The sequence below is a fragment of the Flavobacterium sp. B114r genome (assembly GCF_056824125.1).
Genome location: NZ_CP124858.1, coordinates 704,647 through 729,205, shown reverse-complemented (window position 1 = coordinate 729,205; position 24,559 = coordinate 704,647). Strand labels below are relative to the sequence as shown.

At 31.7% G+C, this 24,559-nt stretch carries 25 protein-coding genes; 15 read left to right on the top strand and 10 right to left on the bottom strand.

Going from position 1 to position 24,559, the window contains the following annotated elements:
- The 8 genes from accB (at nucleotide 1) to QLQ94_RS03340 (ending at nucleotide 6,121) form a co-directional block, all read left to right on the top strand.
- Nucleotides 1–486: an acetyl-CoA carboxylase biotin carboxyl carrier protein gene (gene accB / locus QLQ94_RS03375; RefSeq protein ID WP_271338188.1), complete on the top strand. Its 486-nt coding sequence runs from the start codon at nucleotides 1–3 to the stop codon at nucleotides 484–486.
- A gap of 99 nt (nucleotides 487–585) precedes the next feature.
- On the top strand, nucleotides 586–1,935 hold the full coding sequence (accC, locus tag QLQ94_RS03370) for an acetyl-CoA carboxylase biotin carboxylase subunit (protein ID WP_271338186.1): 1,350 nt from the start codon (nucleotides 586–588) through the stop codon (nucleotides 1,933–1,935).
- 1,108 nt (nucleotides 1,936–3,043) lie between these two features.
- A complete protein-coding gene (locus QLQ94_RS03365) occupies nucleotides 3,044–3,340 on the top strand; it encodes a hypothetical protein (RefSeq protein WP_271338610.1) in 297 nt (98 codons plus the stop codon).
- Nucleotides 3,341–3,390: 50 nt separating this feature from the next.
- On the top strand, nucleotides 3,391–3,687 hold the full coding sequence (locus tag QLQ94_RS03360; RefSeq protein WP_482499212.1) for a hypothetical protein: 297 nt from the start codon (nucleotides 3,391–3,393) through the stop codon (nucleotides 3,685–3,687).
- Nucleotides 3,688–3,717: 30 nt separating this feature from the next.
- Complete coding sequence (locus QLQ94_RS03355) at nucleotides 3,718–4,011, top strand: hypothetical protein (RefSeq protein ID WP_271338612.1); 294 nt, start codon at nucleotides 3,718–3,720, stop codon at nucleotides 4,009–4,011.
- Between the two features lie 28 nt (nucleotides 4,012–4,039).
- Nucleotides 4,040–4,336: a PepSY-like domain-containing protein gene (locus tag QLQ94_RS03350; RefSeq protein WP_271338613.1), complete on the top strand. Its 297-nt coding sequence runs from the start codon at nucleotides 4,040–4,042 to the stop codon at nucleotides 4,334–4,336.
- A 15-nt stretch (nucleotides 4,337–4,351) separates the two neighbouring features.
- Nucleotides 4,352–4,648: a PepSY-like domain-containing protein gene (locus QLQ94_RS03345; RefSeq protein WP_271338614.1), complete on the top strand. Its 297-nt coding sequence runs from the start codon at nucleotides 4,352–4,354 to the stop codon at nucleotides 4,646–4,648.
- Between the two features lie 129 nt (nucleotides 4,649–4,777).
- Nucleotides 4,778–6,121 (top strand): sigma-54-dependent transcriptional regulator, encoded by a 1,344-nt coding sequence (locus tag QLQ94_RS03340; RefSeq protein ID WP_271338615.1) that lies wholly within the window; start codon nucleotides 4,778–4,780, stop codon nucleotides 6,119–6,121.
- Here the strand turns inward: QLQ94_RS03340 and QLQ94_RS03335 are convergent.
- Both QLQ94_RS03335 and QLQ94_RS03330 read right to left on the bottom strand, forming a co-directional pair.
- The gene (locus QLQ94_RS03335; RefSeq protein WP_482499211.1) at nucleotides 6,118–8,559 is read right to left on the bottom strand and encodes an ATP-binding protein; all 2,442 of its coding nucleotides are present in this window, start codon (nucleotides 8,557–8,559) and stop codon (nucleotides 6,118–6,120) included. The two genes, QLQ94_RS03340 and QLQ94_RS03335, sit on opposite strands and share 4 nt — an antisense overlap.
- Nucleotides 8,560–8,735: 176 nt before the next feature.
- Nucleotides 8,736–10,637, bottom strand: coding sequence for a S9 family peptidase (locus QLQ94_RS03330; protein ID WP_271338617.1), 1,902 nt, complete (start codon nucleotides 10,635–10,637; stop codon nucleotides 8,736–8,738).
- A 529-nt stretch (nucleotides 10,638–11,166) separates the two neighbouring features.
- On the opposite strand from QLQ94_RS03330, the gene mtgA reads away from it, so the two are divergent.
- From mtgA to QLQ94_RS03310, 4 genes are all read left to right on the top strand, one after another.
- Nucleotides 11,167–11,964, top strand: a complete 798-nt coding sequence (mtgA, locus tag QLQ94_RS03325) for a monofunctional biosynthetic peptidoglycan transglycosylase (RefSeq protein WP_271338618.1) — start codon at nucleotides 11,167–11,169, stop codon at nucleotides 11,962–11,964.
- Nucleotides 11,954–12,910 carry a lipid A deacylase LpxR family protein gene (locus QLQ94_RS03320; RefSeq protein WP_271338619.1) on the top strand — a complete coding sequence of 319 codons (957 nt, stop codon included), beginning with the start codon at nucleotides 11,954–11,956 and terminating at the stop codon, nucleotides 12,908–12,910. Before mtgA ends, QLQ94_RS03320 begins: the two co-directional genes overlap by 11 nt.
- A 630-nt stretch (nucleotides 12,911–13,540) precedes the next feature.
- Nucleotides 13,541–14,107, top strand: coding sequence for a hypothetical protein (locus tag QLQ94_RS03315; protein ID WP_482499210.1), 567 nt, complete (start codon nucleotides 13,541–13,543; stop codon nucleotides 14,105–14,107).
- Between the two features lie 93 nt (nucleotides 14,108–14,200).
- Entirely contained in the window at nucleotides 14,201–14,746 is a 546-nt protein-coding gene (locus QLQ94_RS03310) for a hypothetical protein (RefSeq protein ID WP_482499209.1), read from the top strand.
- Nucleotides 14,747–15,246: 500 nt separating this feature from the next.
- Here the strand turns inward: QLQ94_RS03310 and QLQ94_RS03305 are convergent, their stop codons facing one another.
- The 3 genes from QLQ94_RS03305 to QLQ94_RS03295 all read right to left on the bottom strand — a co-directional run bounded on the left by QLQ94_RS03305 (nucleotide 15,247) and on the right by QLQ94_RS03295 (nucleotide 16,626).
- Complete coding sequence (locus tag QLQ94_RS03305) at nucleotides 15,247–15,600, bottom strand: hypothetical protein (RefSeq protein WP_271338622.1); 354 nt, start codon at nucleotides 15,598–15,600, stop codon at nucleotides 15,247–15,249.
- A gap of 17 nt (nucleotides 15,601–15,617) precedes the next feature.
- On the bottom strand, nucleotides 15,618–16,025 hold the full coding sequence (locus QLQ94_RS03300; RefSeq protein ID WP_271338623.1) for a hypothetical protein: 408 nt from the start codon (nucleotides 16,023–16,025) through the stop codon (nucleotides 15,618–15,620).
- A gap of 172 nt (nucleotides 16,026–16,197) precedes the next feature.
- Complete coding sequence (locus tag QLQ94_RS03295) at nucleotides 16,198–16,626, bottom strand: hypothetical protein (protein WP_271338624.1); 429 nt, start codon at nucleotides 16,624–16,626, stop codon at nucleotides 16,198–16,200.
- Between the two features lie 191 nt (nucleotides 16,627–16,817).
- Here QLQ94_RS03295 and QLQ94_RS03290 point away from each other — a divergent pair, with 191 nt between their 5' ends.
- The gene (locus QLQ94_RS03290) at nucleotides 16,818–16,994 is read left to right on the top strand and encodes a hypothetical protein (protein WP_271338625.1); all 177 of its coding nucleotides are present in this window, start codon (nucleotides 16,818–16,820) and stop codon (nucleotides 16,992–16,994) included.
- A gap of 70 nt (nucleotides 16,995–17,064) precedes the next feature.
- On the opposite strand, the gene QLQ94_RS03285 is transcribed toward QLQ94_RS03290, so the two are convergent.
- Nucleotides 17,065–17,472 carry a hypothetical protein gene (locus QLQ94_RS03285; protein WP_271338626.1) on the bottom strand — a complete coding sequence of 136 codons (408 nt, stop codon included), beginning with the start codon at nucleotides 17,470–17,472 and terminating at the stop codon, nucleotides 17,065–17,067.
- 239 nt (nucleotides 17,473–17,711) lie between these two features.
- Nucleotides 17,712–18,509 carry a hypothetical protein gene (locus QLQ94_RS03280; RefSeq protein WP_271338650.1) on the bottom strand — a complete coding sequence of 266 codons (798 nt, stop codon included), beginning with the start codon at nucleotides 18,507–18,509 and terminating at the stop codon, nucleotides 17,712–17,714.
- 296 nt (nucleotides 18,510–18,805) lie between these two features.
- On the opposite strand from QLQ94_RS03280, the gene QLQ94_RS03275 reads away from it, so the two are divergent.
- The gene (locus tag QLQ94_RS03275) at nucleotides 18,806–20,032 is read left to right on the top strand and encodes a tyrosine-type recombinase/integrase (protein WP_482499208.1); all 1,227 of its coding nucleotides are present in this window, start codon (nucleotides 18,806–18,808) and stop codon (nucleotides 20,030–20,032) included.
- Between the two features lie 299 nt (nucleotides 20,033–20,331).
- On the opposite strand, the gene QLQ94_RS03270 is transcribed toward QLQ94_RS03275, so the two are convergent.
- Nucleotides 20,332–21,105, bottom strand: coding sequence for a hypothetical protein (locus QLQ94_RS03270; protein ID WP_482499207.1), 774 nt, complete (start codon nucleotides 21,103–21,105; stop codon nucleotides 20,332–20,334).
- 162 nt (nucleotides 21,106–21,267) lie between these two features.
- Here QLQ94_RS03270 and QLQ94_RS03265 point away from each other — a divergent pair, with 162 nt between their 5' ends.
- Nucleotides 21,268–21,597, top strand: coding sequence for a hypothetical protein (locus tag QLQ94_RS03265; RefSeq protein WP_482499206.1), 330 nt, complete (start codon nucleotides 21,268–21,270; stop codon nucleotides 21,595–21,597).
- A gap of 6 nt (nucleotides 21,598–21,603) precedes the next feature.
- On the opposite strand, the gene QLQ94_RS03260 is transcribed toward QLQ94_RS03265, so the two are convergent.
- Both QLQ94_RS03260 and QLQ94_RS03255 read right to left on the bottom strand, forming a co-directional pair.
- Nucleotides 21,604–22,611, bottom strand: a complete 1,008-nt coding sequence (locus QLQ94_RS03260) for a hypothetical protein (RefSeq protein ID WP_482499205.1) — start codon at nucleotides 22,609–22,611, stop codon at nucleotides 21,604–21,606.
- Nucleotides 22,589–24,556: an AAA family ATPase gene (locus QLQ94_RS03255; protein ID WP_482499204.1), complete on the bottom strand. Its 1,968-nt coding sequence runs from the start codon at nucleotides 24,554–24,556 to the stop codon at nucleotides 22,589–22,591. Before QLQ94_RS03255 ends, QLQ94_RS03260 begins: the two co-directional genes overlap by 23 nt.
- Nucleotides 24,557–24,559: the final 3 nt, after the last annotated feature.

Below are 24,559 nucleotides of genomic sequence, written 5' to 3'. Positions count from 1 at the left end.
ATGGATTTAAAAGAAATTCAAAACCTAATTAAATTTGTAGCAAATTCGGGAGTTGCAGAGGTAAAGTTAGAAATGGATGATGTAAAAATCACCATCAGAACAACTTTAGAAGGAAATGTAACTGAAACTACTTATGTACAACAATTGCCTGCTCAGGCTGCATTGCCACAAGCAGTCGCTCCTCAACATGCTCCAGCTGTTGTAAGCGTAACTAGTGAGGCATCTGTTCCGGCAGAAGATTCTAAATTCATTACTATTAAATCTCCAATTATTGGAACTTTCTACAGAAAACCATCTCCGGACAAACCAGTATTTACTGAAGTTGGAAGTGTTATTTCTAAAGGTGATGTTCTTTGTGTAATTGAAGCAATGAAATTATTTAACGAAATCGAATCAGAAGTTTCAGGTAAAATTGTAAAAATTCTTGTAGACGATATGTCTCCTGTAGAATTTGACCAACCTTTATTCTTAGTTGATCCATCTTAATTTTAGATCGTTAGATTTTTAGATTTTTAGACTTTTTCGAAAGTGCTTAAAATCTAATTATCCAATTATCTAATTATCTAATTATCTAATTTTAAAAAGATGTTTAAAAAAATATTAATTGCGAATAGAGGAGAAATTGCACTTCGTGTAATTCGTACATGTAAAGAAATGGGAATCAAAACTGTAGCAGTTTACTCTACAGCCGATGCAGAAAGTCTACATGTTAAGTTTGCTGACGAAGCGGTTTGTATTGGTCCTCCTCCAAGTAACTTATCGTATTTGAAAATGTCAAATATTATTGCCGCTGCAGAAATTACAAATGCAGATGCAATCCATCCAGGATATGGATTTCTTTCTGAGAATGCTAAGTTCTCAAAAATATGTCAGGAACACGGAATCAAATTTATTGGTGCTGCACCTGAAATGATTGATAAAATGGGAGATAAAGCTTCTGCAAAAGCTACAATGAAAGCAGCAGGAGTTCCATGTGTGCCAGGTTCTGACGGATTGTTAGAATCTTTCGAGCAGACACAACAATTGGCAAAAGAATTTGGTTACCCAGTAATGCTTAAAGCAACTGCTGGTGGTGGTGGAAAAGGAATGCGTGCCGTTTGGAAAGAAGATGAATTATTGAAAGCATGGGAAAGTGCACGTCAGGAAGCTGCTGCTGCATTTGGAAATGACGGGATGTACATGGAGAAACTTATTGAGGAACCACGTCATATCGAAATTCAGGTTGTTGGAGATTCTTATGGAAAAGCATGTCACCTTTCTGAAAGAGATTGCTCAGTACAGCGTCGTCACCAAAAATTAACTGAAGAAACGCCTTCGCCATTCATGACAGATGAATTGCGTGCTGCAATGGGAGAAGCTGCTGTAAAAGCTGCAGAATTCATTAAGTATGAGGGAGCCGGAACGGTAGAGTTTTTAGTTGACAAGCATAGAAATTTCTATTTCATGGAAATGAATACCCGTATTCAGGTAGAGCACCCAATTACGGAACAAGTTATTGATTACGATTTAATTCGTGAGCAAATTATGGTTGCAGCTGGAATTCCGATTTCAGGAAAAAACTATTTGCCGGAATTACACGCTATAGAATGTCGTATTAATGCCGAAGATCCTTATAATGATTTTCGTCCTTCACCAGGAAAAATTACTACGCTTCATATGCCGGGAGGTCACGGAGTTCGTTTAGATACTCACGTTTATTCTGGTTATACTATTCCGCCAAATTACGATTCAATGATTGCTAAGTTGATTACAACTGCACAATCCCGTGATGAAGCGATTAGTAAAATGCGAAGAGCTTTAGATGAATTTGTCATCGAAGGCGTAAAAACTACAATTCCTTTCCATAGACAATTAATGGATGATCCAAGATATATCGCAGGAGATTATACAACTGCATTTATGGATACATTTAAAATGAAACCTATAGAAGAATAATATAAAGGCTGTCAATTTTTGACAGCCTTTTTTGTTTTAACTCATCTTGTTAAGCCCGACAGGTTTCTAAAACCTGTCGGGTTTGCTGTTGTGTGCCCAGCATGGGCGATAACTCTAGGGTGTAAGTCCCGAACACGCCTTTACAGTGGGAAGTGTTAGCTGAATGCAAGGGTGTCCATCGCGAGGTGGAATCTGAAGGAAGCAGTAGGCAAACTCTTGACCTGACGAACAGAAACTATATAAAAGGCCAAAGATGTTGGATAAGGTTGCAACACAAACTGAAGTCCAAAACTGTACGGAAACATCATGGTAAATATAGCAGGTATATGAGAGGAAAGTTGTCGTTCTTACCTGGGGAGGTCTTATAGACATAGGGGGAGTTTTTTTTTAAGAAAAGCACTTATGGATAACAATTGCTATAAGAAGTCAGGAGGTCATAGTAGGTACTGTAAATGAGTACCGAAGGACTGAACTTAATTAAGTGAGTAGTAAATGAATGTTACCTATGAAGGCACGAATGCAGAAAATATCAAGTAATTTGATAACTACCTTGGAAAGGATAGGACGGAATCCGACAGCTACCAGGGAGTGCAGACCTTTATTGGGATAACTGAAAACAACCTCACGGAAGTACTTTAGGTTAGGTATCTATCTTAAAATGTATCGTAAATTAAGAACCGCCTTGGTACGGATCCGTATGCCGGGTGGTGTGGAAGGTCGCCTAGGGAATTAATCCCTAGGCTCCTATCCGATCAGGGTGATGGTGTATTTATTTTGAAAAGCAATGTCATCCTGAGCAAAGTCGAAGGCTTTCAGTTGAATCAGTCTTTTTGTGTTATAATTGATCTTGTTAAACCCGACAGATTTCTAAAACCTGTCGGGTACTTTTATTCAAGAAAACAACTAAGTAAACATTATTTGTGTATACTTTTTACACACCGTTTAGAGGAATTATACACTTTTTTGTAAATTAATTTTTTGGCACATTAGTGATAAAGTCTTTAAATATAGGGTTTTATGCAGGTATGGAGAGGATGTTTGAGTTGCGGCATAATAATTTCATTATCTAAAGCGTAAACAACTATTAAATAATTAAAATATACACATTATGAAAAATCTATTTTTATCAGCCGCAATTGTTTTAGGAAGTTTAACTTCATTCGCTTCAACTTCTCCTATTACAAATAATATCGTAAAAACGATTTCTATTGAAGATGAATACACAGAAATCAAATTAGAAGAATTGCCAGCAGCTATTTCAGAGTCTTTGAAAAAAGCATATCCTGATGCAGTAATTACTAAAGCATACAAAAACGAAAAAGCAGAATATAAACTTGATGTTACCGTTGGTGACAAAGTAGGGAATCTTTTTGCTAACGCAGATGGATCTTGGATTAAAAAATAATAAAAACTACTTAAAATCAATTAATTAACTTTACATTTAAAATATATATTATGAAAAATCTATTTTTATCAGCCGCAATAGTTTTGGGAAGTTTAACTTCATTTGCTTCAACTTCTACAATTACAAATACAATCGTAAAAACAATTACAATTCAGGACGAGTACACTGAAATTAAAGTGGAAGAAGTACCAGCTGCAATTACAGATACTCTTAAAAAAGCGTATCCGGATGCAGTACTTTCAAAAGCATACAAAAATGCTAAATCAGAGTATAAACTTGATGTTACCGTTGGTGACAAAGTAGGGTCTCTTTTTGCTAATGCAGATGGATCTTGGATCAAAAAATAATTTAGAAATTAAACTATAAAAACTATCACTATGAAAAAGTTAATCTTATCGGCAGCCATCCTATTAGGAGGTTTGTCAATGCAAGCAGGAAATGTAGCCGTGACAAGTTCAATGGTACAATCAGTAAATGTAAGTCAGGACGAATATAAAGAAGTTGATGCTGTTCCGGCAGCTATTAAAACAGCTTTAGACAATGCTTATCCAGGTGTGAAATTGGATAAAGCATATGTAAACGAGAAGAAAGAGTATAAAATAGAGATTACCGTAAGAGGTGAAAAATCTACTGTTTATACAGATGCTTCTGGTAACATTATTAAAAAGTAATTATAAGTAACCCATAAAAACTATTATTATGAAAAAGTTAATCTTATCAGCAGCAATCATTTTAGGAGGTTTGTCAGTTCAGGCAGCTAATCCTGTAGTAAAAACGTCAATGACCCAGTCAGTGACCGTTCAGGATGAATTTACTGAAATTGGTGCAGATGCCGTTCCGGCAGCTGTAAAATCTACAGTCGAAAAATCTTTTCCAAATACGAAACTTGAAAAAGCGTATAAAAACGAAAAGAATGAGTACAAGTTAGAGATCTCTAATGGTGACAAAAAGTATACTGTATTTACAGATGCTTCAGGAAACATCATTAAAAAATAATTTAAGGATAGCATTATGAAAAAGTTAATCGTATCAGCAATAATAGTATTAGGAAGTTTGTCTACTTACGCAAGTAATGAGACAAGTCCAACACAAACTAAGGCGGTTGTTTCTGCTCAGGCAGAATATACAGAAGTGAGTGCAGATGCTGTACCGGCTGCTATAAAAACCGCACTGCAAACTGCTTATCCGGGAGCAAAACTGGACAAGGCATTTGTGAATGAAAAAAAAGAGTATAAACTCGAAATATCGGTTGGTGACCAAAGGGCTACTGTTTTTTCAGATGTCAATGGCAACTGGTTGAAGATATAAATTAGGTGAATTTAGATTTATGTTTTTGGTGAAAAAGAGATTGCAATATGCAATCTCTTTTTTTTTGCATAATTTTGTGAAAAGACAATTTTAATAATCTTATTTTAGCAAAAAAGTCCCTAAAAACAAATGCCAAAGATATTACTGATAGAAGATGATATTTCGTTTTGTAAATTATTAGAGAAATTTCTAGTAAAAAAATCATACGATGTAACAATTGCTTTCTCTGCTGCGGAAGCGAGACTAGCAATCAAAAAAGAATCCTTCGATTTGATTTTGACAGATCTTCGTTTGCCAGATTCTGACGGTATTGGATTGATGACGGAAATTAAAGCATCATATCCTGAAGTGCCTGTTATACTTATGACAGGATATTCTGATGTAAATACTGCGGTTAAAGCTATTAAAAATGGTGCAGCAGATTATATCTCGAAACCTTTTAATCCGGATGAGGTTTTATTGGTTATTACAAATGCCTTAAAAACTTCAGAAATAGAAGAAGTTCCTGTAAAGGAAAAGAAATCTGTAAAGAAACAAACCAATACTGAAAACGAGTTTGTAAAAGGAATTTCTGTTGCTTCAAAAAAATTATTGGATCACATTCATTTGGTAAGTCCAACAGATATGTCGGTTTTGATTATTGGAGAAAGCGGAACAGGAAAAGAAATCATCGCTAAAAGTATTCATCAGCAAAGTTTGCGAAAGAATAATAATTTTATTGCCGTTGATTGCGGAGCTATTCCAAAGGAATTGGCTGCAAGTGAATTCTTCGGACATTTAAAAGGATCTTTTACCGGGGCAATCAATGACAAAATGGGGTATTTTGAAGCTGCTAACGGCGGAACTCTTTTTTTAGATGAAATTGGTAATCTTTCATACGAAAATCAAATACAGTTGTTAAGAGCGCTTCAGGAGCGAAAAATTAAACCAGTAGGGAGCAATAAAGAAATTAACGTCGATATCCGAATCATTACCGCTACAAACGAAGATTTACGTGAAGCAGTAAAAAACGGTGATTTCAGAGAAGATTTATACCATAGAATCAACGAATTCTCTATTCAGTCGCCATCGCTAAAAGACAGGGATGAAGATTTGATGGTTTTTGCAGATTATTTTCTGGAAAAAGCCAATGAACAGTTGAATAAAGATATTATAGGATTTTCGCCGGAAGTTGTTGCTATTTTTCAAAATTACAACTGGCCCGGAAATTTACGTGAATTGCAAAATTGTGTTAAACGTGCAACCCTTTTATCTCAGGGAGATTTTATCGAAAGCGAAGTTTTACCAGCTGAATTCTTCCAGATACAGAAACAACAAACCACAAACGGTAATTTTTCATTATCTGAAAATGAAAAAGAAGCCATTATTCATGCTTTGTCAAAAGCACAGAACAATAAATCTGAGGCTGCAAAATTGCTTAAAATTACCCGTAAAACACTTTATAATAAATTAAAGCAATACAATATAGATTAAGCTATTTCTTTATTTAAAGCTGTAAAAAGTAAGTCTGTTTTTGATTTCAACACTTTAAAAAGATCATTTAGATCAGAAGTTTCAAGGTTTTTATTTTCTAAAACTTTTAAAATTTCGCCAATTTCACGCGCCTGGATTTGTTTGAACATAGGTGCGATTCTGTGAGCAATAGAGTTTATTTCGGTTATATTTTTTTCTGCAATTGCGACTTCTAATAAACTTAAGTTCTCACTGCTGCTTTCTATAAATGATTTCAAAACTTCTCGTAATGCCTTTTCGTCATTGCCTAAAAACTCGTTTAAAGTTTCGACTGAATACAGTTTAGAACTGGTTTTTTCTTCTCCTTTATTAATGCTGACATTGGGTAATGTATCATTTTCTAAAATAAGATGAATTGTTTCTAACAGTATTTTTGGCGAATATGGTTTTTGTATTACAGTTGTAAAACCGGCCTCGCTGTAAACAGCAGGATCCAGATCTGTTCTTCCGGTTAATGCAATTATAGGTTGGTTTTTATAGGTCGAATATCCCGAAGTTTTTAATTTTTTCAGGAACATAAAACCATCCATTTCCGGCATTTGGATATCAGTGATCACAAAATCAAAATTGGTGTTCTGGATCGCTTCCAATGCTTTTGCAGCACTGCTAAAAGACAATACCTGATGTTGTTCTTGTCGTAAAACGCCGCTCGTTAAATTTAGAAGATTAATGTCATCGTCTAAGACAATAAACGTTTGTTTTCTGGTATTTTGAATAACAGGTTTCTTAATCTCAGGAATTGAGTTCTGACTATTGTCAAACTGCAGGGGAAGCTGAACTTCAAAAGTACTTCCTTTTCCAAAAGTGCTTTCCAGTTTTAAATCTCCTCCTAAAATAGCTATGATTTTTTGACAGATCGACAATCCTAAACCAGTCCCGCCATATTTTTTCTCAATGTTTTCATTCGCTTGTGCAAATTCCTCAAAAACTAATTTCTGGTTTCCTTTCTCGATTCCAATTCCTGAATCCTGAATTCTAATGACAAATTTTTCGTCATGATCCGTTGTGTAAGCGCTGATTTTTATAAAACCTTCCTCAGTAAATTTATAGGCATTTCCTATTAGATTGCTCAGGATTTGTTTTAGTCTGAATGGATCTCCAACAATTCTTGTATTGAGTTTTTCATCAACATTAATAATAAGGTCAATGTCTTTTTGTTTGTAGACGGTCTGAATGCTTTTAGCTACTTCGTCGATAACATCAGGTAATAAAAACGGAACCTTTTCAATGCTGATTTTTCCGGCTTCAATTTTAGAAAAGTCCAATAAATCCTGAACTAATTGTGTAATATATTCAGATGAATTTTTGATGTTTTTAATAAAATACGATTGTTTTGTATTGACATCTGAGTTTCCTAAAAGTTCAGAATACCCCACAATAGTACTCAAAGGAGTTTTTAAATCGTGACTAACGGTCGAGATGAGTTGTTCACGGCTTTTAAGTAAGTTCTTCGTTTTAAAATTCGCAATCTCAAGCTGTTTTTTATACAATTGAGATTTAGAGTAATCGCTCACAATCAAAAACGAAAAGAATAAGGTTAATACCAGACCAATAATAGCCGAAACGGTTACAATCTCGTTGACTTTTTTAAGGGATTTTTCTTTTAATGAGTTGTTCTTTATGGAGTTAATGATGATTTCTCGTTCGATAATGCGCAGTACTTTTCGAAGTTGGTCCGAAATTGCAATTTCATTTTTCAGCAATTTGTTTTCTTCAAAATTCAGCGATTCTTTTTTCTTTTCGGCCTTTATTTTTACATTGCTCAGCAGTTTTTTAGAATTGGCCAAAATTGAGTCAGAGGCTTGTTTGCTCAGCGTATTGGTGCTGTCGTCGGGAATGTTTTGATTGAGGTAATCAACATATTTTTGCAATACATTACGTTGGTAGGTTCCTAATTGATTTGGGTTTTTGTTGAAATCCTGAAGTTCTAATTTTCGGAGTTTGAACTCCATTTTAGTAATTTCATCAATAGCAGTATTGACCGAAACTTCGTCTTCGGCTTTATTTTTTATGGTTTTTAATTGTTGAATATTTTTTGTTTTTTCAGACAATAGATAAGTTACACTATCCAGTAATGTCTTTTGATATTGGGTAGTAACAATTTTTTTTAAAGTATCGATTCTGTTTTTTAGAGAATCCGTTTCTATAATGTAATTTCTAAAGTCTTCCTCAGAGTTGGTCTGGATTGTTTTCCTTGCTAAGCTTTCTGTTTTGTATACATTCGAAAATAGTTTACTAACCCTAAGAATCTTCGTTTTTTCAAACGCAATTTTATCTTCTAATTTATTATAAACTACATTTTCAGAATATAAAAACCATCCAACAGTAACAACCAAAGCCAGTAAAGCAACATAACTGAATAAAACTTTAAGTGCTGTGTAACTTTTTTTGCTCTCCATAGATTGTTGTTGTGGGATTGGGACGTTTTGTGATGGGAAATTGCTGCAATTTATTCAAAATTTCTCTCTTAGAAATACAAATTAATGCTAATCTTTTACATAATTAAAAGGTTAAAAAAACAAAATAGCCGTAGATTATATAAAATCTACGGCTATTGCATGTTTGTATGAAATGATTAAAGCGTCTCGTCTAACCATTTAAAAAATTCACCTTGCCAAACCTGAGCGTTTTGAGGATGTAAAACCCAGTGATTTTCGTCAGGGAAGTACACAAATCTAGATTTGATTCCTCTTAATTGTGCAGCCTGAAAAGCTTCTTGTCCTTGCCCGATTGGTACACGGAAATCTTTTCCTCCCTGGAAAATCAAAATTGGTTTATTCCAGTTTTGAACTAAAGTTGCAGGGTTAAAAACAGTATATGCTTTTTGAGCTACAGCATTATCTTTTTCCCAGTAAGGACCACCAAAATCCCAGTTGTTAAAGAAAACTTCCTCAGTAGTTCCTAACATACTTACCGTATTGAACACTCCATCGTGCGCGATAAAAGTTTTGAAACGGTTTTTGTGAATTCCAGCTAAATAAAATACTGAATATCCTCCGTAGCTTGCACCAATACAACCCAAACGCGATTTGTCTACATATTTTTCTTTAGAAACATCATCGATTGCAGAAAGGTAATCGTCCATAACCTGTCCGCCCCAGTCTTTACTAATTTGTTCGTTCCATTCAACACCATGTCCCGGCATTCCGCGACGGTTTGGTGCAACAACTACATAACCTTTAGCAGCCATTAATTGAAAATTCCAACGGAAAGAATACGATTGTGTCAACGGAGATTGAGGTCCTCCCTGACAGAATAATAAAGTTGGATATTTTTTAGAAGCATCAAAATTTGGAGGTAAAATTACCCAAACCAACATTTTTTTACCATCAGTAGTCGTAACGTAACGTTTCTCTGTTTTGCTAAGTGCTAATGTTTTATATGTTTCTGTGTTAACATTGGTTAATTGTTTCCAGGTGTTTTTCTTTAAGTTAAAAGAATAAATTTCCGGAGCGTGGTTCATATCGTTTCTTGTTACGATAATATCATCGCCTGCAAGACCAACTAAATCATTTACATCAAAATCTCCATTTGTCAACTGACGAACAGTAATCGCAATTCTGGTTAATCCCGGGAAGTTTACAGTAAATAATTGTTTTGTACCATCGACAGCGGCTACAAAAAATACGTTTTTACCATCTTTACTCCAGATGAAATTATCAACCGTTCCGTCCCAATTTGCCGTTAAGTTTGTTTTGATTCCTTTAAACTCGACAATAATATCGTTTTTATCCGCTTCATAACCGTCGCGTTTCATTTGTAACCAGGTCAAATTTCCTGTTGGAGAAAATTGAGGTGCCATATCGTAACCTAAATTCTCTTCAGTTCTATTGATCGTTTTCTGAGTATCTAAATTGTACTCGTAGATATCGGTATTGGTAGAAATTGCATATTGCGTTCCTGCTTTTTTCTTGCATACATACAAAATGCTTTTTCCGTCAGGAGACCAGATATAATCTTCGTCGCCACCAAAAGGTTTTTGAGGAGAATCAAAGTTTTCGCCTTTCAGGATGTCAATTCCTTTTGCACCGTCTTTGTTTTCTTTATAAAAAACGTGGTTAAATTTACCTTCGTTCCAGGTGTCCCAATGACGATAATCTAAACCATCATAAATTTGAGCATCTGATTTGTCCAGTTTTGGATAAAAATCTTTACCTAAAACCTTGTCGATTTTTACTTCTTCGTTGTAAACTAAAAATTTTCCATCAGGAGAAACATTTTTATCAGCTATAACCTCTTTTGTGTCTTTGATTTCAGTTGCATTTCCGCCATTTACAGGGATAATGTAAAATTTAGAAGACGATTTGTTTTCTTCGATAGAAGGAGTCGAAACCTTAAAAACAACATTCTTCGCATCTTTTGAAAGTCCAAGAGCACTCACTCTTCCTAATTTCCATAACAATTCCGGAGACATTACATTCTGTCCGATAGCGTTTAAACTCATCATTATTAAGGTTGTAAATAATACTTTTTTCATAATAAAATTCTAATATTCGTGAGGCTAAAAGTACAAATATATTTTAGCAGTAAATGTTAAAAAGTATTAAACCATATAAGTAATATAAGTTCATTTTAAGGTTTGCTTTTTACTATTACGGGATTAAGTCATATTAATAAGTAATGCTTGATTTTTCTTAATCTCTATAACGCTTAATTTAAAAATAAAATGTTTTAAAAGTTGTTTTTATACGTGACAAGAAAACTTTTAAATGAACTTATATTACTTATATGGTGAACCAAAAAGCAGTATTTTTATAAAAATTTGACCGCAGAATTTGTCCTGACGAAAATTGTAGAAAATAAATTGTAAGATTTACTTAAAAATGTAATTTTACCGAATCAGGATTTCCGGATTGCTCCTCGTTGGAGCGGAATCTTTGAAATAGGAAATAGTAAAATCCTGTTGCTGTTCAACTGTTTGAAAACGTGTTTTGTAGAATACGTTTGAGCGGAATTAATATAGTAACCTGAAATATAATAAAAACAGAATTAGCAGATTTAATATAATGGGAGTAACCAAAAGACCGATACCAAAACCGGCAGCAAAACCAGCGCCAAAATCAACGGTTAACAAACCGAAATCTAAAACAACATCCAAAAAAGGCAATCGCTCTTTTGGCGAAAAAGTAAAATGGTTTTTTATTAAATTATGTTTGTGGTTCTTCGGGATTTCAATTGCGTCTGTTGTATTCTTCAAATATATTCCGGTACCTTTTACACCGTTAATGATAATTCGTGCTATCGAAAATAAATTAGATGGCAAGGAAGTTTTCTTTGATCACGATTGGGAGCCAATCGAGAAAATCTCAATGAATTTACAAAAAGCAGTTATTGCCAGTGAAGATGGAACTTTTTTAAAGCATAACGGTTTCGATTTTAAAGCTCTTCAGAAAGCCTATAAAAGCAATGAACGCGGACGTCGAATTCGTGGTGGAAGTACAATCTCGCAGCAAACTGCGAAAAACGTGTTTTTATGGCAAGGCAAAAGTTATCTCCGTAAAGGCTTAGAAGCTTATTTTACGGTTTTAATTGAACTAATCTGGGGTAAAGAACGTATCATGGAAGTTTATCTGAATAGTATAGAAATGGGAGATGGTGTTTATGGAGCTTATGCCGCAACAGAACATTGGTACCGTCGTGATGCATCAAGTTTAACGCCTATGCAGGCTGCTGGAATTGCAGCAATTTTACCCAACCCAAGAAAGTTTAAGGCAACAGGATCTTCAAGTTATATCAACAGAAGAAAAGAAAGAATTGTTCGTGAAATGCGTTCTGTTGGAAAAATAAATTACCATGCGAAATAAAAAATCTTTTATTGCGCTTCTGGCATTGACATCGGCTTTGTCTTTTGGACAGGCGAAAACTGCCGAAATTGGTTTAATTACGGATAATGACTTATATACATCATCTAAAAATGATATGTATTATACGAACGGTATAGAGCTATTTTATCGTTTTTTATCGAAGAATGAGAATCCGAAAATCAATAAAAAAATTACTGAATTTCGTATCGGGCAATATATTTATAATCCGAGATTTATTAATGAAGCGGCGGTAACTATAAATGATCGCCCTTTTACCGGTTATCTTTTTGCCGAAGCCGGAAGAAGCTTTTTTTACCAAAGTGAAGCTGTCCTGAAAACTGATTTTCAGTTGGGCTTCATGGGACCAAATGCGCTAGGGAAAGAAACTCAGGAAAGTTTTCATCATATTATTGGGTATAAAGAAGTTTTTGGTTGGGAAAACCAATTGCATAATGCTTTTGCTGTTCAGGCACATGTAATGTATTCGAAGAAAATGTTTCCAACCAAACACAATGATTTTATCGATCTTCATTTTCAGTCCGAAGCTAATCTGGGAACCATCTTTGACGGGGTTTCTACAGGATTCCTGACCCGAATAGGTTTTAAGAAATTACTCCCAATTTATGATTCGAATTTGCACGACGCTTCGATAAGTTCTCAGCCGCAATACAATATCAGGGAATTTTATTTTTATGCGATGCCCAGTGTCAACTATCAGTTTTATGATGCGACGATTCAGGGAAGCATGTTTAGCAATACAAGTCCGCTTACTTTCGAGCTTGAGCCGCTTCGTTTTAATGCTGAGTTTGGTTTAAAGTATCGTCACAACAACTTCAATATGTCGTATTCCTTTATATATAGAGGACGAGAACTAAAAGATCCGGAGACGAATACCAATTCAGGTTATTTTTTTGGATCGATTAGGTTTGGGTATTTATTGAATTAGGTTTGCTACGAAAGTTCTAAGGCGCAAAAATTTTGTGTCTTGAAATTATAAAAACATTTAATGAATTGAATATGTCGGATTATTTCTTTGAGTTTGCTTTTTTATTCGTTATTTGTTTTATATCCTACAAAGTAGGGTCGCATTTAGTATCTGATTTTGTTACGGGTTTTATTTTACTGATGTTTTTTACAAACTTTTATTTTCAGGGAGATTTAAGATCCAAAGGAGAAATTCCAATATATTTCTTTAATCTGTTTCTGTACGTTATCTTATTCATTTCATCACTATTTATCTATTTTGATAAAGACAACGAAAAAAGAATGTATTATGTATTCACAATTTTAATGTACATTTTTGTATTAGTATTAGAGGCTTCAGTCATAAGATATAATGAAGCTTTTGGCGCTATATATATTCCCATTGCGTTAGCGTTTTTTCCGTTGTATTTTTTAAAATATTATAAGAAGTATATAAAAGGGGAGGAAAATCTTCAATAGATTAAAATTCTTTATTTTTTTATGGAACGAATTGCAAATATCATTATCGAATTGATTGAAAGCTAAGTACAGCATTCTTTGGCTTGAAATTTGATTTTTCATATGCCCATTACTCAATAATGTCAAATCAAATATGATAAAAAATTTAAATAGATTAGCACATCCTGTTTTTCTTATTTCGTTATTGATTCTTCTTTTAAATGACTTGTTCTTAAAAACGGTCTTTCATAATTATCTCACCGGAAAGTTATCTGATTTTGCAGGGTTAGTTGTTTTTCCTTTTTTCTGGAGTGTTCTTTTTCCTAAAAGAATCAAAGAAATTCATATTGCTACTGTTTTATTTTTTTGTTTCTGGAAAAGTCATTTTTCAGAAAGTTTTGTAGATCTATTTGGTTTCTACCGTATCGTCGATTTTTCAGATACTATAGCTTTAGTTAGTGTTCTTGTTTCTTTTCAGTTATTAAAGAAAGATCCAATTGTATATAAAGTTCAGCCAGTCTTTCTGAAATTTATTTTTCTTCTTTCTTCTTTCTCTTTTATTGCTACTACAAGGGAACCTGAGCCTTATAAATTTGAAAATGGGTTTTTATATCTGAATTTGAAAAATGACTCTGATCAAAAAATAGTGATTGATATAGATTGTAAATTTTCTGAAGAAGAATTACTTTTTATAAAAATCAGGAAATTAAAACTGCTTTAACGAGTCACAAAAAATTTATTAGTGAACACGAAGAAGAATATAAATTGGTTTATGATCCATTAGATTCAGTACGAATTGTAAAAGAAATAAGTGATGAATGGCAATTGCGAAAAAAAAAATAATGTTACAGATCCGCTTGTGTTAGATAAAGGAACTGAACAATATGTTGTATTGCCTTTACACTCTAATGATACATTGGTAGGTTTTCCTAAAGATTTTAAAATTGCAATTTTAGATACTGATTGGAAGCCACTAAAAATCTATGACAAAAAAGCATTTTTTAGTACAATACAAAACAAAGGATTAAATGAATTCTCCAGAAGAGATGCGTTCAATCTAACTTTTGGAAAGAAAAAAGAACCTTTAAATATTGCTGACGCATACGGTAAATGGGAATCTCGTGGGAAAGGCGATTTTAGTAAAATGGAAATCAATTCTGATTATTTTGTAGACGATAGCAATGGCAAAGTTTACGACTGTAATTATACAAACGATTCTCTTTGGGTACATTATTCTCGTTATAAATGGTATTTGGCAAAAATAAAAAAAGTAACAAAAGACCGTCTTGTAATTTCCTGGGACAACAAGCCAGATCGTGTTTATACAAAGTCAAAGAAACCTACTGTTTTGGGTAGATAATTTTCTGGAAGATCGATTAAGTTTGGGTAGTGAAAACGTGTTTTTCTTTGTGGGCAAGGATTGTAAATTCGCACTATCACATCTTTTTATTTTCTTTTGTGTTTTACTATATAACCGTCTACAACTACAAAAGTTAGTTTCGGGTTTACATATATTTCAGGGCAGCGGTCGTACTTCGTCCAGCTTGCCCAAATGGTTTTATATTTCAAAAGTATTTAAAATTCTTTTACAAAATAATTTTTGGTAAAAAACGGGTTTGTTTGTGTACGTTACTATTTTGTATTGTTTTGGCGTAAACAAAAATACAATTTTTCATATAAATAATTTAGCTAAAAAGTTTTTGTAAAAACTAAAACTTCTAATCTACCTCCGATGGAAGCGGTATCTTTTTTACTGCTTCTTTTAGCAGGAAAAAGATAGAGATGAAAGCGGGACAATTGGTCTTTTTTAAAAGGGAATTCTGCTCCTGAAAATTAAAAATAATAAGATAATATGTTTCGTTATTTTGAAATTACAATTAAAAAATAAACAAATGATGCCATTAATAATACCAAACCTATAATTAGCAATACATCATCTTCTATAGTATTTGCGTCTTTTTTTGCCAAATAATAACGATGAAAGAGCAAACCAATTTCATAACAAAATAAAAATACTGCCAAGGATAACAAACCGTATGCTTTTGCTAATCCGCCACTTCCTGTAAATGCGCCTTCATGACCAAACCAGCCAACAATCAGGATTAGGGGAATAATTAATAATACTGATTTTATCATGATTGGGCTGCCTTTCCAGAACAGCAATATAATCAATGCGATTATGGGTATGAGTAACCAACGGAGTAATAGTGTCATGTTGTTTGGTCTTTAGTTCAATTCAATTTTACTGCCAAAATATTTCCTGTGTTTTTGTCGAAAGTTATGGTTTTATTTGCCCCGCCGTAAAATAAGGTAAGGGTTAAAGTACTGTCAGTTTCGTGATTAAAAATGATATCTTTTGCGTAGCTAACTTTTACATTTCTTCTATCATCCATAAGTTGATAATCGGTACTTGTAATTACTCTTTTTTCAAAAAGACCATGTTTTTCTATTACTTCAAGCCATGGTTGTGTCATTACACTATAACCAACAGTCTGAGCCCGATATTTTTTATTTAAGTCTTTATCTGTGATTAATCCTAATGGAGTTGTGGCAAATAATAATGCGAAAAAAGGGATCATCATTGGCAAAATGCTAGCGATTAGAGCTAATAACATTCCTGCCAGAAGCAGTTTTGCCATTATTTTTTTCCAAAATAGTACAATTACTGCAAAAGTTGTAACAATCCAAAACCAAAATAAAGCAACATCGCTATAATAACCCCTTAAACTAATAAATTGATAGTAATACAGCAAACAATCTATAATGAGAAGTGAGCTTAGTATTAAATATACTCTTAGCAGGATGGGTTTTCTATTTGGATTCACGGTTTTTTAAGATATAATTTAAAGCAAACAAAGTAGGAATAGATAAAACTAAAATTGGCAGAATAGAAACCGAAACAGTATAAAAAAGTTCTTCTTTAAAAGTATATGTGCTCCAGGATGATTCCCTATCTACAAAAACGGTGTAATTCCAGAAAAACCATGTTGAAATTAAAAGAACGAATTGGCTGGTAAATTTTAGATAAATGTTTTGAATAAGGTAAAGCAAAAGAAATAAAAATATTAAGAAAACAGTTGTAAATAATGACATAAGATAAGCATCATCAAAAAATGAAGCGTCAGGATTGCCGCTTGATATCCTTTGTGAAAATTGTCCTACAGACCAATAAATTTGTAAAATAGTAGTGATGAAAATTAATAAACCAATGGAGAGGCTTCTCTTTAAATTTTTAATCATTTGTTTTTTGGAATAGTCTTTTAGAAGTTTTAAATATAAAAAAGATTTCTGACAAAAAATAAATACTCTTATCTGGCCGCGACACGAATTGTCTCTTTTTTTTGCTTATTGTTTTTTATAGTGTTCATTTTTAACGTTTTGGTAATATTTTGAATACTCAAAAAGCTTATATTTAGTTAAAATTAAAGACTATGGAAATCAATTGGGTTATAATAGGAGTTTTAGTTGTGGTAGTAATTTTTTTGATTGCATTTATTACAAAAAAGAACCAGAAAGAGAAAAAGAAACTTACGGATTTATTGAATAACGATTTTAAAAAACCGGAAGAGGATGAAATAGATTTCGAGGATTCTGCTAATGAAAAGTAAGGATTGAGATAAAAATAAAAACCCTTGCAGGATTGCATCTGCAAGGGTTTTTACTTTAGAATAGAAAGGATTAATTTTTAGTAAATGTTCCTGTAAACAAGCCACTTATGTCAATCATTCTTTCGGATACCTGAATGATATTAAACCTCATTCGGTAATCATTGTCGTAATTATATTTTAAGCTGTAATAATTCGCATAGGCAGTTTCCTGAATATTGGGGTTTACAAAACTCTTCTCATAATACGCAATTTCTTCATTAGCAGAATTAATGGGATTTCCATATTCACTGAAAATTAGATTATTTCGTGTAAATGTTATTTTATCACCCTGAATATTTGTCCAGGTTCCCCATAACCAAGCAGGGGGATCAAAATACATATAATTATCATCATTAAATATATCTTGCTCATAATTTGTATCATCTTTTGAACAAGAAGTAATGAGGATCAAAGCAAATAATAAAATTAGTTTTTTCATGGCTTATTTATTTTAAACAAATAAATGAAGAGAAAGGCTATAAAGTAGACCCTATAAGTTTTGATTGTAATACTTTAAGACAACTTACAGGAATAATAGAGATATATAAGAAAACAAAACCCAATGAAGATGAAATAGATTTTGAGAATTCTGGAAATGAAAAGTAATTAACGGGATAAAAAAAAGGAGTTAGTATTTCAAATACTAACTCCTTTTTTGGAACCTTGTTTTAGGTGAGTTTATTGATGACCTAAAGAATATCCGTTTCCAACTAATTTTTTTACAATATTAATTGCGGTAACATCCTGGCTCATTTTATAACCAATAAAATTTCCTCCATTATTAAATTCTACTTTAAAAACTTTTTGGTCAACAGTAAAAATCTCCTGGTTTAATGGTTTGTCATATCCTTTAACCATCCCGAATTTTGCATACCAGGTACCAATTAGTTTATGATCTAAATTTGTTACTTCATATTTTTCAACCGCTCCTGAAGCATTTCCTGTGCTTGTGATCATTGAGATATAACCAATTTTTTGGTTTTTGCTAAGGATATTTCCGCTGTCATCTATTGTCAAAGCTAATGCATCTGTAATTTCTTTTTCAGCGCTTTGTTGTTTACAGCCATATTTTTCTCCTAAACCAGTTGGAGTATCATTTAAAAAAGCATTTACTTTTTCTAATTGAACGCCATTTTCAGTAATCATTTCTTTTGCAAACAAAGTCTGGATAATACTTCTGTCGATATTGAAAGGCGAATATTTTGCAAAATCAAGATCATTAGATGTTTTGTCAGTTTCATTATAAACTTCAATGTAACTTTTTCCCGGAGTTGTAGCAGTACAAACTCTCATGTAGGCTGTAATGGTATTTGTGCCGTCCAGATTAGAGATTTTGTATTCTCTAAGTACTTTGGTCGACATTTTGGCAATTGGCTTGCCGTCTAAAAGGACTTCTCCTTTTTTAATTTTAAATTCTTGTGCAAAAGTGGTAATGCTTACAAGAACCAGTAAAACTGAGAAAAAAATGTTTTTCATTTGATTAATTGGTATTTAGTGTTTTTGGTTAGGGAATTTTAATTAAAAAAAACCGTATTCCAATTAAGTAATACGGTTTTTTGTGGAGAATACCGGATTCGAACCGGTCACCTCTTGCCTGCCAGGCATAATCTATCCTTTTTCTTTGTTTTTCTTCCGTTTTTAACATCTCTATAAATCCTTGTAATATAAGGGTAAAGATAATATTTACTTTGCATTCCTTTTCCTTTTTTTTCTTTTAAATGTTATATTTGTGTGCAATATGTGTGCGACAGTATTTATTTAAATAAAACCCTATGTTTAGTTATTCAAAAGATGGTATTACTATAGCTACAATGTTAGATGATAGAAAGGTTAACAAGAAAGGAAGTTTTCCGGTAAAGATTCGAGTAACCTATAAAAGAATCCGAAAGTATTATTCTACTGGCATACATTTAACGGTAGGAGAATGGAAAATATTACCCACAGGTAAAAGTAGAGTATTAAAAGAAACCAGAGAAAGTATTGAGAATAGTTTTTCATTGGTGAGATCTAATGTTGAAACAATTGCGGATAAAGGTGGTTTTTCATTTGACACACTTAATGTCAGATTGGGAAGAGGTACTGGCGACACTGTTAATAGTCCGCTTAAAGCTAGGATTGCAAATCTTAAAAGTGAAGAAAAAATAAGTACAATGCAACTTAGTGAGTATCTTTTAAAATCATTACAAATATTTTCTAGCAGAGATATTGATTTTGAAGCTATAACGGTTGATTGGTTAAAGAAATATGAAAGACATCTTTTAAGTGGCGAAAAAAGTTACACTACTATTTCTATGCAAATGAGGATCATTCGTACATTAATGAATCAAGCCAAAAGGGATGGTATCATTAAAGAAACTCAATATCCGTTTGGTAAAGATAAATATGAAATTAAAGAAGGTGTAAGTGTTAAGAAAGCTTTGACATTAGATCAAATTAAGCAAATATTTTATTTTACTGACGGTAATGAAACTACAGAACGATATAGAGATCTTTGGATTTTTAGTTATTTATGTAATGGAATTAATATTGCTGATTTGATAAAATTAAAATTCAAAGATATTAAAGATGGAGATATTTGTTTTGTAAGACAAAAAACGGAGAATACATCTAAGAAAAGAAAAGAAATTCGAGCATCACTAACTGCTAATGTACAGAATATTATTGATAAATGGGGTAACAAGCCACTTGCTGAGAATTATATATTCCCTTATTTGAACGGAAAAGAGAATGCAGAAAAGAAACAAGCTACTACAAAAGATCTTACTAAGCGCATAAATTTACGGATGAAAAAAATAGGGGAAGAATTAAATATTGGTGACATAACTACATATACAGCTCGACATAGTTTTGCTACAGTACTAAAACGAAGTGGTGCAAACATCGCTTCTATTAGTGAAAGTCTAGGTCATAATGATTTAAAAACTACAGAAAGTTATTTAGCAAGTTTTGAAAAAGAAGAACGCCAAAAAAATGCAGGATTATTGACTAATTTTGGATAGTTAAATTATATTATTTCTACATTTTTTTTCAAGTATAGTAAAAAACGAGTCAATTCGTAGGGAAGTGATGTTTTTACCTCAACTTTATAGGAAATAATATAAGTTATAAAAATACTTAGGAATGTCATATGAATCAATAAAAAGAAGTGAACTCGTTTTTATTTTATTGCAATGTTTGAAAGGCCTAATTAATGAATGGAATAATGGTAGTTGGTGTTTATTTAAGTTATGTACTTGAAATTTTATTGATTCAGAAAAAAATAAAACACCCCATACATTTCTATATGGGGTATTTTATTTTACCAATTTAATGTATGATATGAATAGTCGTTGTAAGCATGCTCTATTTGCAATTGCTTATTTATGTCAGTTATAGCAATTAATTCAGTTATTGTTTTTTTTGTACCAATTTTTTTCTCCAACTCTAAGTTTATTTCGTCACGTTGTAGTTTTAATTTTTGTATTAATTGTTTGTAAGTAACTTTTTCTTCTTTGGTGAATTTATTTATATCATATTTTTGTTCAACAACTACTCCAAAAGCATTAACTATATTTACCAAGTGTTTGTTATTGATTGCTTCCAGTTTACTAACAGTTAGCAATGCATTTTTCAATTTTAAACGGTAATTATCTAAGATTAACTTTTCTTGTGCAATTACTTGCGGGTTTGTATATTTTTTAGTTAATGTAGTGCCATTTCCCTTACCCCAATTTTGATAATACATGACATCCTCATGTATTGCACAAATTTTATTTTGTTTATTTGATTTTATCAAATAGAGCTTATTGTTATAGTTATAAGCTAATACATCAAAAACTTCTGTGGCTAATATTTCATTTAATTTTACCGAACCAACTTTTGTTGTAGCAGTAGAATCAGAAAAAATGTCCATAGCGATTCTAGGGGAATCCATATTTTCTTCCAAAAAATAACCAACTATAGTTTTATTGAAAGTGAAAGTGTATGGAGTTATATCAGCATAGTTCCATTTGATATTTTTTTGTATTGTTTGAGCTTGAGTTTGTTGTGATAAATTGAAAATTATTGCAATTAACAGTAATGTTTTTTCCATAGTAATATTTTAGATTTTTAATTAGTGAAGCTATATTATTACACACAAATTTTACACATGTGAATATTTTTTTGCTTTAAAAGCGTAAAAATAAGTATAAATGCGCATATGTGTGCATTTATTGTAAAAATAATTTCTCGCTAAACTGTCAATCTTTGAATTATGGAACACAGAGGAGAGATTGTAAAAAAAGCAGTTTATAAAAGCGGTTATCCTATTACGGAATTAGCCAAGAGATTATCAAAAAGTAGAAGATGGATTTATCTTATGTTTGAAAATGCTAATATTTCATTAGATATGGTATTACAAGTAGGAAAAATTATTCATTATGATTTTAAAGATGAAATCAAAGAATTTAATTTATACGAAAATGCTATAAATGAATCTGCTTTTGATTACCAAAATGATGAAGCAAATTCAGAATATTGGAAGAATAAGTATTTAAAATTGTTGGAAGAGTATAATGAACTTTTAAAAAAAAGGATTGACTAGAGTATATTAAAACATATTTAAATCTTCTCCTATATCCTTCATGAATTTGGCTAATGGTCTTTTTAACAGGTCTTTATCTTGGTGGTAATTTCCCAAAATAAATCTTCTAAATAGTTCGTCATCAATGTTAATACCGCTACCATGAAAAAAATCTCTAACTTCATTTCTTCTTTTTTTATGATAATATCGGGATCTTAGATAAGTTTCTGCAGCTACATCTTTAAATTGTTCGTATTGCTCATTTATCCTAAATTCTCTTAAATAATTTTCAAGTTTTGTTTCAAATATAGTGTCTCCAAAGTATTTTGCTCTACTTTCAACACTGTAATTTATTTTATCTTCATTTTTATTTGGATCAATAAGAAAATCCACAAGGCTTGTTTTCTCTAGTTTAAATTTTGCAATATCATGAAAGCTTTCAATATATGGATGAATATTTTCTGTTAATGTAAATGGTTTATTTGATTTACTCATATTACAGCTTGCACAACACGGAATCAAATTATAATAAGATAGACTTAAGTATGGATAAACACTTTTAGGGAAATAATGATCAAGATGAAACAACAGTTTTATTTTGCTAACTTGATTGGTTTTCAAAGTGTATTGGCTATTACAAGTTGTGCATGATTTAATACTAAGTGAATCTGCAAACCATATAGCTTTTTTACTTTGTCTAAAAGATTTGTAATTAAAAATATCTCTTATTATCTTTCCGATATTAGTCAATTCTCCATTTTTTCCTAGTGCAGGATCAAAAATTCTTAACTGAAAACCATTCGCAGTATAATCATTAATTAGTACTTCTAATCCTTTAGGGGGACTAATTATAATTGATTTTAATTTACTTTTAATGTCTCTTGGAATATCGATGTCAGGATCGCCAGGATTAGCATTTATCCATTTTTGAAGTTTACTTGAAATAGATTTATAATTACCATCTGTGGTATCTATTTTTTTGTAGTATTTTTTTACTTTAGAATTGCTAAATTTAATTGGAATCATTGGAATCATTGGGATTATTTTTATTTTCAAGTTCAATGATTCTTTTCTTTAATTCTGACACTTCATCATAACCAAATTTTTTATTAAATAAGTATTCAAATTGTTCTTTAATAATAGGTTCGCCAATTGAATCAATTATATATTTTAGTTCTTCTATTTTTTGCGGACTGTATCCATTGTGGCTAGTTTTAAGCATTTCTAATGCTTCTTTCATTTTTGCTTCTGCAAACGAACCGATAGTATTTTCCATAAAGAACGAATCTGAAAGTAATGAATAAATATTTGCTCCAAATGTGTTATCTCTCTCTATGTCGGAAATTGCGGTATTACCATCGTTGTTTCTGTCTAAAAATAAAACATTATTTTTTGGAATATCTGATAGCACAAATGGACTATGAGTAGTTAGAATTAGTTGTATTTGTCTATCATGAAATAATTCACTCAAAAATTTTATAGTTTTATTGAAGAATAATCTTTGCCATTCAGGATGCAGAGCAACTTCGCCTTCATCAATAAATATAATAATTCTTTCTCTAAACATTTCATATGCTACATTTTGTTCAGATTCTATAAGATCGTTTTTTGCCCAGTAAAATCTAGAATAAAAGTTTAATAAATGCTGTTGACCAGAACTATAATTATTTGAAAACTGGTAGTGGAAAAAAAGTCTGTTTTGAGTTATTCCTTTTACTAGCTCTAAAAGTTCCATAAAAATCTTTTTATTTTTATAAATACTTGTGTCTAATTGTGCATTACGAATTAATTCAAAGTATGCTTTTTCTCTTGAGTCGTAAGAAGAATTTGTTCTCATCTGTTTTATTCCTTCTTCCCATTTACAAGCATTAAGAAATAAAGTGATTTTACTATTTATGACTAATAATTTTTTAGTGATTTTTGTAGAATTTATTATTTCTGGTTGCAATATAAATTTTTTAAAAAAACCAATTTGGAAATCGTTATTCTCTACTTTTAAAAGAGTTTTAAAAAGATTAATTAAAAATAATTTTCTAAAAATAATTTTTTGGTTTTCAACAGGAATTAAGTAATTTTCATATCGATCCTGCTCATCATCTTTAGCTAATTTATAATTACCTAGTTCGGCGAAACCACCTTTCCAAATGTTATACTCTAAATCATTTAATTCTCCCCACAGTTTATTTTCATGAATCTCTTTCAGATCTTCTTTTTTGTAGAATGAACGAGTTTGTAGTAATCTATTTTCTTCAACTAAATCAATGGATATTTTTAAATTAGTTGGGGATTCACCTATAAATTCTTTTGAATTATAGTTCAAGATAAAGTCAGATTGTCTAACCATTTCATTAAAGTAATGAGCTGTTAAAGAGTCTGTTTTTTCATAGTTTTGAGAATAAATATATTCATAGCTAAGATTGTAATGTTTCGTTGTATTATAAACATCATTGAAAGCTAAGTAGCTTGTTGAAATATTGGTCAAGTTTTCTCTTATATTTATATATCTAAATTCAAAAGCTGGCGAGTAATATATATACTTATTTATACTCATTTCCGCCCATTTTCCGCCCCCTTGTTTATCTAGTGGTGCGTTTTCGTAATCAAAAAGCTCGTAACCAAGAATTTTAAGATCTTCAACATTTTTGATCTTAATGCTTTCTTGGTAAAAAATAAAATTATCAATTATTAAAATTCCTTTATCACCAACAATATTTACTGCTAAACCTCCATTTGTAACGTGAGCTAAATTAAAGTTCAAGAACTCTCCTAAATTTGTTTTACCGGATCCATTTTTACCGACAATTGCAGTAACGCTTGAAATATTCTTTGCAAAGAAAAAATTTGGAGTCTTAATTTTGTCAGTAGTAATCTCTATTTTATCATTAGTATACTCAAATTCTTGTGCAATACTATGATTAAAGTTAAAACCTGTTTTTTTTATGTTTTTATAATCCTCAATCCAAATAAATTTTAATTCCATATT